Genomic DNA, 14114 nt, shown 5'->3' with positions numbered 1-14114 from the left:
CCGATGATCAGTTTCCGCGCCGCGTCCGTGGCCGTACCCCCCGCCCTGCCCGGGGACCCGGATCCGGTCCTGCTGCGGCCGGCCACCCTTGAGCTGGCCGAGCGGCGCATCGCCGTGGTGGGCTGCAACGGCTCCGGCAAGTCGACGCTCCTGCGCCTGATCAACGGCCTGGTCCGGCCCACCTCCGGCGCGGTGTCCGTCGACGGTCTGGACAGCGTCCGGGACGTGCGCCGGTTGCGCCGCCACGTCGGATTCCTCTTCACCGACCCGCTCTCCCAGCTGGTCATGCCGGTGGTCGTCGAGGACGTCGAACTCTCCCTGAAGGCCACCATCAGGGACCGCCACGCCCGGCGCGCCGCCGCGCTGGCCGCGCTGGCCGCCGTCGGACTGGAGCACCTGGCCGAGCGCAGTGTTTACGACCTCTCCGGTGGCGAGCGGCAGCTGGTGGCGCTGGCCAGCGTCCTGGCGGCAGGACAGCGCGTGCTGGTGGCGGACGAGCCCACCACGCTGCTGGACCTGCGCAACAACGCCCTGTTGCAGCGGACCCTGTTCGGGACGCTGGGAGGGCAGGTGGACCAGGTGGTCTACGCCACGCACGACCTGGACTTCGCGGCCCGCGCGGACCGGCTGCTGGTGGTGGACAACGGGACCGTGGTGTACGACGGCGCGGCCCCGGCCGGCGTCCAGGCTTACCGGGAGCTGGCTCTGGGCAATGCCGGCGCCGGCTCCGGGCCCCGCTGATGCGCGGCAACGCCATGCTGCTGGGGCTGCGCATCCCGGGCCGCTCCCCGGTCCACCGCGCCCCGCTGTGGGCCAAGTACGCGGTGCTGGCGGCAGGCGGAACGGCCATGGTGCTCTGGCGCGGCCCGTGGACGGCCGCGGCGGCGCTGGGCCTGTCCCTGCTCCTGTACGCCCTCGCGGGCCGGCGCGTGCTGGCCGCCTGGACCGGACCGCTGCGTTCGCTGTGGTGGCTGTTCGCCCTGCTGGCCGTGCACCAGTGGTGGCTGAATGGCCCGGCCGGAGCCCTGGCCGTGGTCGGCACCATGGTGGCCGGCCTGCAGCTGGCCCGGCTGCTGCTGCTCACCACCGCGCAGGCTGACCTGGTGGACGGGCTGGCCCGCGCCGCGCGCCCGCTGCGCTTCGTCGGGGCGGACCCGGAGGCCTTCGCCCTGGCCGTGGGGTTGATGCTGCGCAGCATCCCGGCGGTGGCCGGGGCAATGCAGGACGTCGGAGATGCCGCCCGGGCCCGCGGGCTGGGCCGGAACCCGGTTGCGCTGGCCGCGCCCGTAGTCGTCTCCACGGTCGCCTTCGCCCACCAGACCGGCGATGCCCTGGCAGCGCGCGGCATCCTGGACCGGGATCCGGAGGCCCCCTGACGGCACCGGTCCGCGGTGTCCCGGGGAGACGATTGGCAGGGCGCCAGCTATCGTAGCGGCATGAGCTTCAACGACGACGCCCGGCTGGATCCATCCCGGGTCCGCGACTCCCGGGGCGGCAGGCGCGGGACAAAAATCGCCGTCGGAGGAGGCAGCATCCTGCTCCTGGTCGTCGCCAGCCTCCTGGGGATCAACCCGGGGCTGCTGGAGGGACTGGGCCTGGGCGCCCCGGCGCCCGCCCCGTCCGGAAGGGCTGCCGACACCCCGGCCATCAGTGAATGTGCCACCGGCGCGGACGCCAACGAACGCGCGGACTGCCGGATCCTGGCGACCGTGCAGAGCCTGGACGCCTTCTGGGTCCCCTACCTTGAGGGCTACGGACGCACCCTGGAGCTGCCGGGCGTCGAGATCTTCCGCGACACGGTGGACACCGCGTGCGGGACCGCCTCCAGCGAGGTGGGCCCCTTTTACTGCCCCGGTGACACGACCGCCTACTTCGACACCGGCTTCTTCACCGACCTGCGGGAGGACTTCGGGGCCGACGGCGGCGCGCTGGCCGAGGAGTACGTGGTGGCCCACGAATACGGGCACCACATCCAGAACACCATTGGAACCCTCCAGCACTCCCGCCAGGGCGCCACCGGGCCCACCTCCGGCTCGGTGCGGGTGGAGCTGCAGGCGGACTGCTTCGCGGGCCTGTGGGCCGCCCATGCCGCCAGGACCATGGATTCCTCCGGGGAGATGTTCCTGGAGCCGTTCACCGAGGCGGACCTGCGTTCGGCCCTGTCCGCCGCGGCCGCGGTGGGCGATGACCGGATCCAGGAGGCCGCCACCGGCCGGGTCCACCCCGAGGGCTGGACCCACGGTTCGGCGGCGCAGCGCCAGGCCTGGTTCCTGGAGGGGTACCGCTACGGCGACATCAACCGCTGCAACACGCTCGCCGCCGAGGACCTGGACAACCCCTAGGACGGTACCGGCAGCGCAAACGGCGGCGGCCCCCACCCGAGGGTGGGGGCCGCCGCCGTTCTGGACCGCCGCGGTCATCGACCGCTGCTCTTAGGGAGCGCTGCCCCTAGACCGCTGCCTTTAGACCGCTGCCGCGTCCTGCCGCGCGGGGGTCCTAAATGTTGAAGCCCAGGGCGCGCATCTGGTCGCGGCCGTCGTCGGTGATCCGCTCCGGGCCCCACGGGGGCATCCAGACCCAGTTGAGGCGGTGCGAGTCCACGATGTTCTCCAGGGCGCTGGCCACCTGGTCCTCAAGGATGTCCGTCAGCGGGCAGGCCGCCGTGGTCAGCGTCATGTCGATCAGCAGCGCACCGTCCTCGGCGTACTTGAGCCCGTACAGCAGGCCCAGGTCCACGATGTTCACGCCCAGTTCGGGGTCGATCACGTCCCTCAGGGCCTCCTCGACGTCCTCGAGGGAGGCCTGCGCGGCTCCGGCCTCCGGCTTTTCCGCGGTCATGGCTACGCCTGGACTTTCAGGAAGCGGTCGTAGCCCTCTTCCTCGAGGCGGTCGGCAAGCTCCGGGCCGCCCTGCTCGGCAATCTTGCCGTCCACGAACACGTGCACGAAGTCCGGCTTGATGTAGCGCAGGATGCGGGTGTAGTGGGTGATCAGGAGAGTGCCCATGCTGTTCTTTTCCTGGGCGCGGTTGACGCCCTCGGAGACGACCTTCAGGGCATCGACGTCCAGGCCGGAGTCGGTCTCGTCCAGGATGGCGAACTTCGGCTTGAACAGCTCCAGCTGCAGGATCTCGACGCGCTTCTTCTCGCCGCCGGAGAAGCCCTCGTTGACGTTGCGGTTGGCGAACGCCGGGTCGATCTTCAGGTCGGCCATGGCCGTCTTGACGTCCTTGGTCCAGTGGCGCAGGCTCGGGGCTTCCCCGTCGATGGCCGTCTTCGCGGTGCGCAGGAAGTTGGTCATGGTCACGCCCGGGACCTCGACCGGGTACTGCATGGCCAGGAACAGCCCGGCGCGGGCACGCTCATCGACGGACATCTCCAGCACGTCCTCGCCGTCGAGCGTGATGGAGCCGGAGGTGACGGTGTAGCGCGGGTGTCCGGCGATGGTGGAGGCCAGCGTGGACTTGCCGGAGCCGTTGGGGCCCATGATCGCGTGGGTCTCGCCGGTGTTGATGGTCAGCGAAACGCCCTTGAGGATTTCCTTGGTTCCCTGCTCGGTCTCGATGCTGACGTGCAGGTCCTTGATTTCCAGAGTAGACATCGTGTCGGTTCTCTCCTGTGTGCCGGGCTGGCCGGCATGGTGGGTCTGGTGTGGGTGAGGGCCGCGGAACTAGCTGTCCGTGGCGGCGAGCTCGGCCTCGACCGTCTCGTTGAGCCGTTCCTCAAGCTCGGGAATGCCGATCTGCTGGATGACCTCGTTGAGGAAGCCACGCACAACAAGGCGGCGGGCCGCCTTCTCCGGGATGCCGCGGGCCATCAGGTAGAAGAGCTGGTTGTCGTCGAAGCGGCCCGTGGTGCTCGCGTGGCCGGCGCCGTCGATCAGGCCCGTCTCGATCTCCAGGTTCGGGACCGAGTCGGCGCGGGTGCCGTCGGTGAGGACCAGGTTGCGGTTGGCCTCGTAGGAGTCGGTGCCGACGGCATCCTTGCGGATCAGCACGTCGCCGACCCACACCGTGTGCGCGCCCTGGCCCTGCAGGGCCCCCTTGTAGAGGACGTTGGACTTGCAGCGCGGCTGCGAGTGGTCCACGAAGAGACGGTGCTCAAGGTGCTGGCCGGCATCGGCGAAGTAGAGCCCGTACAGCTCGGCCTCACCGCCCGGGGCGGCGAAGCGGGCGGAGGGCGTGACGCGGACCAGGTCCCCGCCGAAGGAGACGGCGATGTGCTTCAGGTGCGCGTCCTGGCCGATGCGCGCCTGCTGCGAGCTGGCGTGGATCGCGTCGGAGGCCCATCCCTGGAGCGTGACGAAGGTCAGCGCGGCGCCGTCGCGGACGTCGATCTCGACGTTTTCGGCAACGACGGCGGAGCCGACGTGGTCCAGCACGACGACGGCACGCGAGTTGGGCCCGGCCACGACGACCAGGTGCTGGGCGGAGGCCTCCAGGCCGGTTCCGGTCACCGTGACGGTGACGCGGACGTCTTCGGCGTCGGCCGGGACGGTGACCACCGTGGCGGCGGCGGCGGAGTTCCAGCCGTTGGCGGAAACGCGGTCCTCCGGGATGCCGGCGGAACCGACGCGGGCGTCGTCCATGCCCACGGTTTCCACGGTCACGCCCGCGGTGGCCTGGACCTCCACGGTCGGGGCGGCGCCGGTGAGGGCTTCCTTGTGCAGGCCGCCGAGGCGCTTGAGCGGGGTGAAGCGCCAATCCTCCTCGCGGCCGGTCAGCGGCGCGAAGTCCTCGACCTTGTAGCTGGTCGGACGGCCGGCGCGGGAGGAGTCCGGGATCCGCACGGTCGGGCGGCCCGTGCTGCCTGCGGGGTCGTTCAGCGGGGAGAGGTTTTCGCCCTCCTCGGTGAAGCCGGCAATGGACGGGGCGCCAATGCGCGCCTTCTCGCCCGTGATTGCGGTTGCGGTTTCAGTCATGGCTAACCGACGGATCCTTCCATCTGCAGTTCAATGAGGCGGTTCAGTTCCAGGGCGTACTCCATCGGCAGCTCGCGGGCGATGGGCTCCACGAAGCCGCGGACGATCATGGCCATGGCCTCGTCCTCGGCCAGGCCGCGGGACATCAGGTAGAACAGCTGCTCCTCGCTGACCCGGGAGACGGTCGCCTCGTGGCCCATCGTGACGTCGTCCTCGCGGACGTCGATGTACGGGTAGGTGTCCGAGCGGGAGATCGTGTCCACCAGCAGCGCGTCGCAGACCACCGAGTTCTTCGACCCCTTGGCGCCCTCGCGGACCTGGACCAGGCCGCGGTAGGCCGAACGGCCACCGTTGCGGGCCACGGACTTGGCCACGATCGAGGAGGACGTGTTGGGCGCAATGTGGACCATCTTGGAGCCGGTGTCCTGGTGCTGGCCCTCGCCGGCGAAGGCGATGGAGAGGGTCTCTCCCTTGGCGTGCTCGCCGACCAGGTAGACGGCCGGGTACTTCATGGTGACCTTGGAGCCGATGTTGCCGTCCACCCACTCCATGGTGGCGCCGGCCTCGCAGACGGCGCGCTTGGTGACCAGGTTGTAGACGTTGGTGGACCAGTTCTGGATGGTCGTGTAGCGGACGCGGGCGCCCTTCTTCACGATGATCTCCACCACGGCCGAGTGCAGCGAGTCGGACTGGTAGATCGGGGCGGTGCAGCCCTCGATGTAGTGGACGTAGGAGTCCTCGTCCGCGATGATCAGCGTGCGCTCAAACTGGCCCATGTTTTCCGTGTTGATGCGGAAGTAGGCCTGCAGCGGGATCTCCACGTGCACGCCCTTGGGCACGTACACGAAGGAGCCGCCGGACCACACGGCGGTGTTCAGCGAGGCGAACTTGTTGTCGCCCACCGGAATGACCGTCCCGAAGTACTCCTGGAAGATCTCCGGGTGCTCCTTCAGCGCCGTGTCCGTGTCCAGGAAGATAACGCCCTGGGCCTCAAGGTCCTCGCGGATCTGGTGGTAGACAACCTCGGACTCATACTGTGCCGCCACGCCCGAGACCAGGCGGGAGCGCTCGGCCTCCGGGATGCCCAGCTTCTCGTAGGTGTTGCGGATGTCCTCCGGCAGGTCCTCCCAGGTGGCGGCCTGCTTCTCCGTGGAGCGCACGAAGTACTTGATGTTGTCGAAGTCGATGCCGCTGAGGTCCGGGCCCCAGGTCGGCATCGGCTTGCGCTCGAAGTACTTCAGGCCCTTCAGGCGCAGGTCGAGCATCCATTTGGGCTCGCTCTTCTTCGCGGAAATGTCCCGCACGACGTCCTCGTCGATGCCGCGCTTGGCGTTGGCACCGGCGTCGTTCTTGTCGGACCATCCGTATTCGTAGTTGCCGATGCCCTGGAGTTCTGGGTTCTTCTCCAGGATCCCGGCAATCACGCCGGGGTCGGCGGACTCCTGTGCAATCTGATCCGTCATCGCGGCCTCTCCTGCTTCGTGATCTTGACTCGAGTTCTCTTCTCAGCGCGCTGAGGAGCATGGTTGCGGCCCACGGGAATGTGGGTCGTACAGACGTGGCCGCCCCGGGCCAACGTGGACAGGCGCCGCACGTCGACTCCGAGGAGGCGGGAAAAGGCCTGGGCCTCCTTTTCGCAGAAAACCGGGAACTCCCGGGCCAGGTCCTGGATGGGGCAGTGCCCCTGGCACAGTTGGACGCTGAGCATGGTGGCGCTGGGCAGGTTGGTTCCCACGGAGCGGGTGGAGGCGACAAAGCCGTCGGCGCTCAGGGCCGCCGCCAGGGCGTCGGCACGGGCGCTCAAGGACTCTCCCGCGGCTTCCACGGCGGGTCGGTAGCGCCGTTCCATGGCCTCGAAGCGGCGTGCGGCGAAGGCGTCGACCGCCTCGGGGCCGGCGGCACGGCCGAGCTCGGCGAGGGCTTCGGTGGCGATGTCCAGATAGTCGTTGCCCAGCTTGGCCTGGCCGCGGTGGCTCAGCACGTAGCGGCGGGCGGGCCGCCCGGCGCCGGCGGCCTGGTTGGCGACAAGCTTCACCTCGACCAGGCCCTGGCGGCTCAGGGCATCAAGGTGGCGGCGGACCGCGGCGGGCGTGAAGCCGAGCAGTTCGCCCAGCTCGGCGGCGCTGACCGGCCCCTCTTCCAACACCGCGTGGAGTACGCGGTCGCGGGTGCGCTCCTCGTTTTCCAAGGGCCCGGACGGCGCACGGACCGCAGGGTCCGGCCCGGGCACGGTTTGCTGGGAAGAATACACAACACAATCATGCGCTAATGGACCCCCAACCGCTAGTAAGGACGGGCTTAGTGGAGCCGGTCACACACCGGACGCCCGGTGCGGGTCCCGTAGAATGGTCCGGTGCCCGCAGCCGAACCCAGCCTCGTCGTCGACCGCCTCCGCAAGGACTTCGGTCCCGTCGCCGCCCTCAACGGGCGCATGGTCCGCGTCCTGGACGGCATCAGCCTCAGCGCCTCCCCGGGCCGCGTCACCACGCTCCTGGGCTCCAACGGGGCGGGCAAGTCCACCACCCTTGCCTGCGCGCAGGGACTCCTGAAGGCCGACGGCGGGACCGTGCGCCTGCTCGGCGAGGACCCCGCCTCCGCCGGCAGCCGGCTGCGCTCGCGCGTGGGGGTCATGCTGCAGGACGGCGGCCTGCCGCCCTCGGCCAAGCCGATGGAGCTGCTGCGCCACGTGGCCGGGATGTACCGGAACCCGGCCGACATTGCGGCGCTGGCCGAGCGGCTGGGCATCAGCGATTTTTCCCACACCACCATCCGGCGCCTCTCCGGGGGCCAGCGCCAGCGCGTGGCCCTTGCCGCGGCCCTTGCCGGAAACCCCGAGGTCGTGTTCCTCGACGAGCCCAGCGCGGGACTGGACCCCCAATCGCGCCAGACGGTCTTCGACCTGATCGTCGAACTGCGCGACCGGGGCCTGTGCATCGTGCTCACGACGCACCTGATGGAGGACGCCCAGCGCCTCTCCGACTACGTCTACATCATCGACCGCGGCGTGAACGTCGCCGAGGGCACCGTCTCGGAACTCACCGCCCGCACGTCGTCCGACGCCGATGCGCGCACCCTGGAGTTCTCCGCGCGCCCGGGCCTTCAGCCGCCACTGTGGACGGACGGGCGTTCCGTGGTCGAGGTGTCCGCGGGCCGGTACCTGGCTCACGGGCTGCGCACGCCCGCCGACCTCGCCGACCTCGCCGGCTGGTGGCAGCAGCTGGGCGTCTTCCCCGACGCCGTCTCCATGCAGCCGCGCACGCTCGAGGACGTCTTCCTGGAAATCGCCGAAGGAGGCACCCGTGCCTGAGGGCAACGCCGCCCCGCAAGTGGCGCGCATCCTGCGCCACGGGGGGTACGAGACCCGCGCCATGCTGCGCAACGGCGAACAGCTGGTGCTCGCCGTCGTCCTGCCGGTCATGGCCCTGTTCGGGCTGGCCTTCACCGGCCTGCTCGACGGCGTGGCGGACCGTCGCATCGACGCGGCCGTTCCGGGCGTGCTGGCGCTGTGCGTGATGTCCACCGCGTTCACGGGGCAGGGCATCGCGACCGGTTTCGACCGCCGCTATGGCGTGCTCCGGTTCCTGTCCACCACCCCCCTGGGGCGCGCCGGGCTGGTCTTCGGCAAGGCGATCGCGGTGGTGGCCGTGCTGGCGGTGCAGCTGGTCGTGGTCGGGGGGACCGCCCTGGCCCTGGGCTGGCAGCCCCAGCCGTCCGGCATCCTGCTGGGGCTGTTCCTGCTGCTGCTGGGCGCCGCCGCCTTCACCGCGTTGGGCCTGTGGGTCGCCGGCACCGTCCGCCCGGAGGCCACGCTCGCCATCACGAACCTGGTTTGGGTGCTGCTGGCGGCCGTCGGCGGCATCCTGATTCCGGGCACGCGGCTGCCCGCCCCCATGCAGCCGGCCGTGGAGCTGCTGCCCTCCGGGGCCTTGGGCGACGGGCTCCGTGCCGCCCTCATCGAGGGGCGCCTGGACGGGGCCGCCCTTGCCATCCTGCTGGTGTGGTCCCTCCTCGCCGGTTTCGCCGCCACCCGCTGGTTCAAGTGGAACTAGCCCAATTGGAGCTGAACGCATGACCACCGCCCCTGCACCCCTGGCCCGCCTTGCCGCCCGCCTGCCGGCCCGGATCACCCCCGCGGTCCATCGCCTGGCCGTCGCCTCGCTGGTTTCCGAGGTCGCCATCATCATCACCGGAGGAGCGGTCCGCCTGACCAAGTCGGGCCTTGGCTGCGCCGAGTGGCCCAACTGCATGCCCGGGACCATGACCCCGACTGCCGAAATGGGCATCCACGGGCTGATCGAGTTCGGCAACCGCATGCTGACCTTCGTGCTGGCAGCTGTCGCCGTGGCCATGCTCGCGTCCGTGTGGAGGGGCCGCAAGGAGCACCGCACCGTGTTCGCCCTGGCCGCGGCCCTGCTGGCCGGAATCCCCCTGCAGGCCGTCATCGGCGGCATCACGGTCTGGACCGACCTGAACCCCTGGGTGGTGAGCCTGCACTTCCTGGCCTCGTCGCTGATGGTCTGTGCGGCAACCCTCATGGTGAACCGCACCGGCCGGGTGGTGCGCGGGGAGGGGCCCCTGGCTGCTCCCCACCTGGCCGGCTCCCAGCGGAGCCTCGGCTGGGCGGTCCTGGTGGCCTCCGCCGCCGCAATCTGCCTGGGCACCATCGTCACCGGCACCGGCCCGCACGCCGGCGATGCCGCCGCGCCGCGCCACGGCTTCGATGCCCTGCTGGTCACCCGACTGCACGCGATGCCGGTCTACCTGCTGGTGGCGGCCACGGCCCTGGCGCTGTTCCTCGCCTTCCGCGCTCCAGCCCCGGCCGGGCTGCGGCGGGCCCTGCTGCTGCTGGCCGCCGTCCTGGTCCTCCAGGCCGGCATCGGCTACTGGCAGCACTTCACAGGGCTGCCCGTGGTGCTGGTGCTGGCCCACATGCTCGGCGCGGCGCTGCTGGCAGCCGCGGCCACCAACGCCTGGGACCGCTCCACGGGCCGCTTCCCGCTCTGACCTCCCGGCTTTAGCCGGGGCTCCGGCCTGGGCTCGGGCCTGGGCTCCAGCCTGGGCCAAGGCCGGCCCGCGCGTACTTTCCCGTCCGGCGCTGCCACCGTTTCCCTGCCCGGGCCGGTCCCCTCTCCTGTCCCCGTAGTCCCCGTCCCTGCAGGCGTTCCCGCAGTCCCCGTCCCTGCAGGCGGTCCCTGTCTCCGCGGTCCCTGTCTCCGCGGTCCCTGTCCATGCTCCGGGGCCCTCACCACAAGCCACCAGCGCTGCCGCCACCCGTGCTGCCGCCACCCGTGTTGCCGCCGCCCGAAGAACGCCAAAGCGCCCCGCAAGCAAGGTGCCTGCGGGGCGCTGCAGAGGCCGGAGCCTGCCGCGGGGACGCGGCCTGCGCTGCCGGGGAAGGGCGGGAGCCTACCGCTGGAAGAGCGGCGAGCCGACGAAGGGGTCCACCGCCAGGGCGACGAAGACCAGCGTCAGGTAGGTGATGGAGATGTGGAAGACCTTCATCGCCTTTTTGTTCATTTCCTGGGGAGTGTGCTCGCGGCGGGCCTCGCGGTAGAGGATGTGGGATTCGTAGATGAACCAGCCGCCGGACACCGCCGCGATAACGGTGTAGACGATGCCGGCGTAGCCCATGGGGGCCAGCAGCAGCGAACAGACCACCGTGGCCCAGGCGTAGAGCACAACCTGCACGGACACGGTCCGCGCATTGGCGATGGCGCCGAGCATCGGAACCCGGGCAGCGGAGTAGTCCTCCGCGTACTTCATGGACAGCGGCCAGTAGTGCGGCGGAGTCCACAGGAAGATGATCAGGAACAGAATGATCGCCGGCCACTCAATCGTGTTGGTCACCGCGGCCCAGGCGATCAGCACCGGCATGCAGCCGGCGATCCCGCCCCAAACGATGTTCTGTGCGGTGCGGCGCTTGAGGATCAGCGTGTACAGCACCACGTAGAACAGGATTGCGGCCAGGCCCAGGGCGGCGGTCAGCACGTTGGTGCCGGCCCAGAGAACGGCGATCGAGGCCACGCCAAGGACCCAGGAGAACAGCAGCGCCTCGCGCGGGGTAACCTCGCCGGTGACCAGCGGGCGACCCTCGGTGCGGTGCATGACCTTGTCGATGTCCCGGTCGAAGTAGCAGTTGAAGGCACCGGAGCTGCCCGCGGCCATGGCCCCGCCGACCAGCGTCGCAACCATCGTCACCACGTCCGGGAAGCCCCGCTGGGCAAAGATCATCGTGGGCAGGGTGGTGACAAGCAGCAGTTCCACGACGCGCGGCTTGGTCAGGGCCAGGTAGGCCTTCGCCTTGCGTCCCACGAAACCGCCCAGGGCTTCTCCGGGCTGGCGCGCCGCGCGGCTCGGAGCCGCGGCAGCGCGAACGGTGTTCACTGACATGCCACTCAGTTCTCTGGGGTATTTGGACAGACTGGGTAATCATACCCTTTTACGCGCGGTAGAAAACGGTGAGGGGGGACGGCCCCGGCTCCCGGCACGCGCGGAACACCGATTCCAGAGCCCGCAAAAAACGGAAATGCCCAGCCCTGCCGGGATAAGGTGGGATCGGATGCGCCGGTGCCCAGCCTCCCCTCCCCCCGGTGGGGCGGCCACCAGGCGGCGCAGTCGCATGTCCCGGCACTGGGCCCGGGGAGTGCATCGTGCTGAATCACACAGAGAGGGACCACACCGTGGCGCCACAGTCAGACGTTCGGGAATTGACATGGACCGAGCTGGACCAGCGGGCGGTCAACACCGCGCGCGTTCTGGCCGCGGATGCCGTTGAGAAGGTCGGTAACGGCCACCCCGGCACCGCGATGAGCCTTGCCCCGGCGGCCTACCTGCTCTTCCAGCAGCACATGCGCCACGACCCGTCCGACCCGTCCTGGCTGGGCCGGGACCGCTTCATCCTCTCCCCCGGCCACACCTCCCTGACCCTCTACCTGCAGCTGTTCCTCTCCGGCTACGGCCTGGAGCTGGAGGACCTGGAGTCCCTGCGCACTTGGGGCGCCAAGACCCCGGGACACCCGGAGTACGGCCACACCGCCGGAGTCGAGATCACCACCGGCCCGCTGGGCCAGGGCCTGGCCTCCGCCGTCGGCTTCGCCTACGCCCAGCGCCGCATGCGCGGCCTGCTGGATCCGGAGGCCCCGGCGGGCACCAGCCCGTTCGACCACACCGTGTGGGTCATCGCCTCCGACGGCGACCTCCAGGAGGGCGTGACCTCCGAGGCCTCCTCGCTGGCCGGACACCAGGAACTGGGCAACCTGGTGGTGGTGTACGACGAGAACCACATCTCCATCGAGGACGACACCGACATCGCCTTCACCGAGGACGTCCTCGCCCGCTACCAGGCCTACGGCTGGCACACCCAGCGCGTGGACTGGACCGAGACCGGCGAGTACGTGGAGGACATGGCGGCCCTGCACAACGCGCTGGTCGCCGCCAAGGCGGAAACGGGGCGCCCGTCCATCATTTCGCTGCGCACCGTCATCGGCTGGCCGGCCCCCACCAAGCAGAACACCGGCAAGATCCACGGTTCCGCCCTGGGCGCGGCTGAACTCGCCGGCCTCAAGGAGGCCTTGGGCTTCGACCCGGCGGCGAACTTCGTGATCGACGCCGACGTGCTGGAGCACGCCCGCGGGGTCGCCGCCCGCGGCGCCGAGGCCCGTGCCGCCTGGGATGAGTCCTTCGACGCCTGGGCAGCCGCCCACCCGGAACGCGCCGCCCTGCTGGAGCGCGTCACCGCCGGCGCCCTGCCCGAGGGCTGGGAAGACGCCCTCCCGGTGTTCCCGGCCGGCCGCGACGTCTCCACCCGCGCCGCCTCCGGCAAGGTCCTGAACGCGATCGGCCCGGAGCTGCCGGAACTGTGGGGCGGCTCGGCCGACCTCGCCGAGTCGAACAACACCACCATTGAGGGCAGCCCCTCCTTCATCCCCGCCTCCCGCCAGACCCAGGCCTGGAAGGGCGGACCCTACGGCCGGGTGCTGCACTTCGGCATCCGCGAGCACGCCGCGGCGGCCATCGTGAACGGCATCGTGCTCTCCTCCGGCACCCGCGCGTTCTCCGGCACCTTCCTGATCTTCTCCGACTACCAGCGCCCGGCCATCCGGCTCTCCGCGCTGATGGGGGTGCCGTCCATCTACGTGTGGACCCACGACTCGATCGGCCTGGGCGAGGACGGTCCGACGCACCAGCCGGTGGAGCAGCTGGCTTCCCTGCGCGCGATCCCCAACCTCGACGTCGTGCGCCCCGCGGACGCCAACGAGGTTGCGTGGGCCTGGAAGACCATCATGGAGAACACCTCCAATCCGGCCGGAATCGTCCTCACCCGGCAGAACCTGCCGGTGTACGACCGTTCCGCCGAGGGCGGCTTTGGCGACGCCTCCGGCGTCGCGCGCGGCGCGTACGTGCTGGCGGAGGCCACCGTGGACGGGGCCGCCGCCGCGCCGGAGGTGCTGCTGCTGGCCACCGGCTCCGAGGTCCAGCTCGCCGTCGAGGCACGCGAGGCCCTCCAGGCGGAGGGCATCGCCACCCGCGTGGTCTCCATCCCGTGCCTGGAATGGTTCGCCAAGCAGGACTCCGCCTACCGGGAGTCGGTCCTGCCGGCAGCGGTCCGCGCCCGCGTCTCGGTCGAGGCCGGGGTCGGCCAGGGCTGGCGCGACCTGGTGGGCGACGCCGGCCGCATCGTCTCCCTGGAGCACTTTGGCGCCAGCGCCGACTACAAGACGCTCTACCGCGAATTCGGCCTGACCGCCGAGGCCGTGGCCGCCGCCGCCCGCGAGAGCCTGGCCGCAACCCGCTAGCTCCGGCGGGCGGGCGGCCCGACCCGGCGCCCGCCCGTCCCCTCCCCACCTGACGTACAACGGAAGGACACGACCCCGTGAGCAACCCCAACACCCAGGCCCTCTCCGATGCCGGAGTCTCCATCTGGCTCGACGACCTCTCGCGCGAACGCCTTGAGTCCGGTTCCCTGGCGGCCCTGATCACCGGGCGGAACGTGGTCGGCGTGACCACCAATCCCTCGATTTTCGCCGCCGCGCTGAAGAACGGGCACGCGTACGAGGGCCAGGTGGCGGAGCTGGCCGCGGCCGGCGCCGACGTCGAGCACGCCGTTTTCGAGATCACCACCGAGGACGTCGCGGCCGCCTGCGACCTGTTCGCCCCGGTCGCGGCCGCCACCGGCGGCGTCGACGGGCGCGTCTC

At 70.6% G+C, this 14114-nt stretch carries 14 protein-coding genes; 8 read left to right on the top strand and 6 right to left on the bottom strand.

The genetic code is table 11. From position 1 onward, the window contains the following. The first annotated feature begins 3 nt into the window (after positions 1-3). The 3 genes from NCCP_RS02710 to ypfJ are packed head-to-tail and all read left to right on the top strand — an operon-like array spanning position 4 to position 2342. Positions 4-741 (top strand): energy-coupling factor ABC transporter ATP-binding protein, encoded by a 738-nt coding sequence (locus NCCP_RS02710; protein WP_149955564.1) that lies wholly within the window; start codon positions 4-6, stop codon positions 739-741. Continuing rightward, positions 741-1376 (top strand): CbiQ family ECF transporter T component, encoded by a 636-nt coding sequence (locus tag NCCP_RS02705; protein ID WP_149955563.1) that lies wholly within the window; start codon positions 741-743, stop codon positions 1374-1376. Before NCCP_RS02710 ends, NCCP_RS02705 begins: the two co-directional genes overlap by 1 nt. A gap of 60 nt (positions 1377-1436) precedes the next feature. Then, on the top strand, positions 1437-2342 hold the full coding sequence (gene ypfJ, locus NCCP_RS02700) for a KPN_02809 family neutral zinc metallopeptidase (protein WP_149955562.1): 906 nt from the start codon (positions 1437-1439) through the stop codon (positions 2340-2342). A gap of 154 nt (positions 2343-2496) precedes the next feature. Here the strand turns inward: ypfJ and NCCP_RS02695 are convergent, their stop codons facing one another. From NCCP_RS02695 to NCCP_RS02675, 5 genes are all read right to left on the bottom strand, one after another. Beyond that, positions 2497-2838: a metal-sulfur cluster assembly factor gene (locus NCCP_RS02695; RefSeq protein WP_149955561.1), complete on the bottom strand. Its 342-nt coding sequence runs from the start codon at positions 2836-2838 to the stop codon at positions 2497-2499. Between the two features lie 2 nt (positions 2839-2840). Then, the gene (gene sufC, locus NCCP_RS02690) at positions 2841-3599 is read right to left on the bottom strand and encodes a Fe-S cluster assembly ATPase SufC (protein ID WP_149955560.1); all 759 of its coding nucleotides are present in this window, start codon (positions 3597-3599) and stop codon (positions 2841-2843) included. A 69-nt stretch (positions 3600-3668) separates the two neighbouring features. Then, complete coding sequence (gene sufD / locus NCCP_RS02685) at positions 3669-4919, bottom strand: Fe-S cluster assembly protein SufD (RefSeq protein ID WP_149955559.1); 1251 nt, start codon at positions 4917-4919, stop codon at positions 3669-3671. 2 nt (positions 4920-4921) lie between these two features. Continuing rightward, entirely contained in the window at positions 4922-6382 is a 1461-nt protein-coding gene (gene sufB, locus NCCP_RS02680; protein ID WP_149955558.1) for a Fe-S cluster assembly protein SufB, read from the bottom strand. Continuing rightward, positions 6379-7170 carry a helix-turn-helix transcriptional regulator gene (locus NCCP_RS02675; RefSeq protein ID WP_414727692.1) on the bottom strand — a complete coding sequence of 264 codons (792 nt, stop codon included), beginning with the start codon at positions 7168-7170 and terminating at the stop codon, positions 6379-6381. Before NCCP_RS02675 ends, sufB begins: the two co-directional genes overlap by 4 nt. 102 nt (positions 7171-7272) lie before the next feature. Between NCCP_RS02675 and NCCP_RS02670 the strand changes: the two genes are divergently transcribed. Genes NCCP_RS02670 through NCCP_RS02660 form a run of 3 tightly spaced genes read left to right on the top strand, consistent with a single transcriptional unit; the run spans position 7273 to position 9923 of the window. After that, positions 7273-8226 (top strand): ABC transporter ATP-binding protein, encoded by a 954-nt coding sequence (locus tag NCCP_RS02670; RefSeq protein WP_225873638.1) that lies wholly within the window; start codon positions 7273-7275, stop codon positions 8224-8226. Next, complete coding sequence (locus tag NCCP_RS02665) at positions 8219-8968, top strand: ABC transporter permease (protein ID WP_225873637.1); 750 nt, start codon at positions 8219-8221, stop codon at positions 8966-8968. Before NCCP_RS02670 ends, NCCP_RS02665 begins: the two co-directional genes overlap by 8 nt. Positions 8969-8987: 19 nt before the next feature. Then, positions 8988-9923: a COX15/CtaA family protein gene (locus NCCP_RS02660; protein WP_149955557.1), complete on the top strand. Its 936-nt coding sequence runs from the start codon at positions 8988-8990 to the stop codon at positions 9921-9923. Positions 9924-10325: 402 nt separating this feature from the next. On the opposite strand, the gene NCCP_RS02655 is transcribed toward NCCP_RS02660, so the two are convergent. Continuing rightward, positions 10326-11309, bottom strand: a complete 984-nt coding sequence (locus tag NCCP_RS02655; RefSeq protein ID WP_149955556.1) for a heme o synthase — start codon at positions 11307-11309, stop codon at positions 10326-10328. A gap of 290 nt (positions 11310-11599) precedes the next feature. Between NCCP_RS02655 and tkt the strand changes: the two genes are divergently transcribed. Further along, entirely contained in the window at positions 11600-13714 is a 2115-nt protein-coding gene (gene tkt / locus NCCP_RS02650; protein ID WP_149955555.1) for a transketolase, read from the top strand. A 77-nt stretch (positions 13715-13791) separates the two neighbouring features. Continuing rightward, on the top strand, positions 13792-14114 hold a 323-nt coding region (locus NCCP_RS02645; protein ID WP_308655493.1), incomplete at its 3' end, for a transaldolase family protein.

Source organism: Zafaria cholistanensis (assembly GCF_008580665.1).
Classification (GTDB): Bacteria; Actinomycetota; Actinomycetes; order Actinomycetales; family Micrococcaceae; genus Zafaria; species Zafaria cholistanensis.
This window is presented reverse-complemented; position numbering and strand designations above follow the sequence as displayed.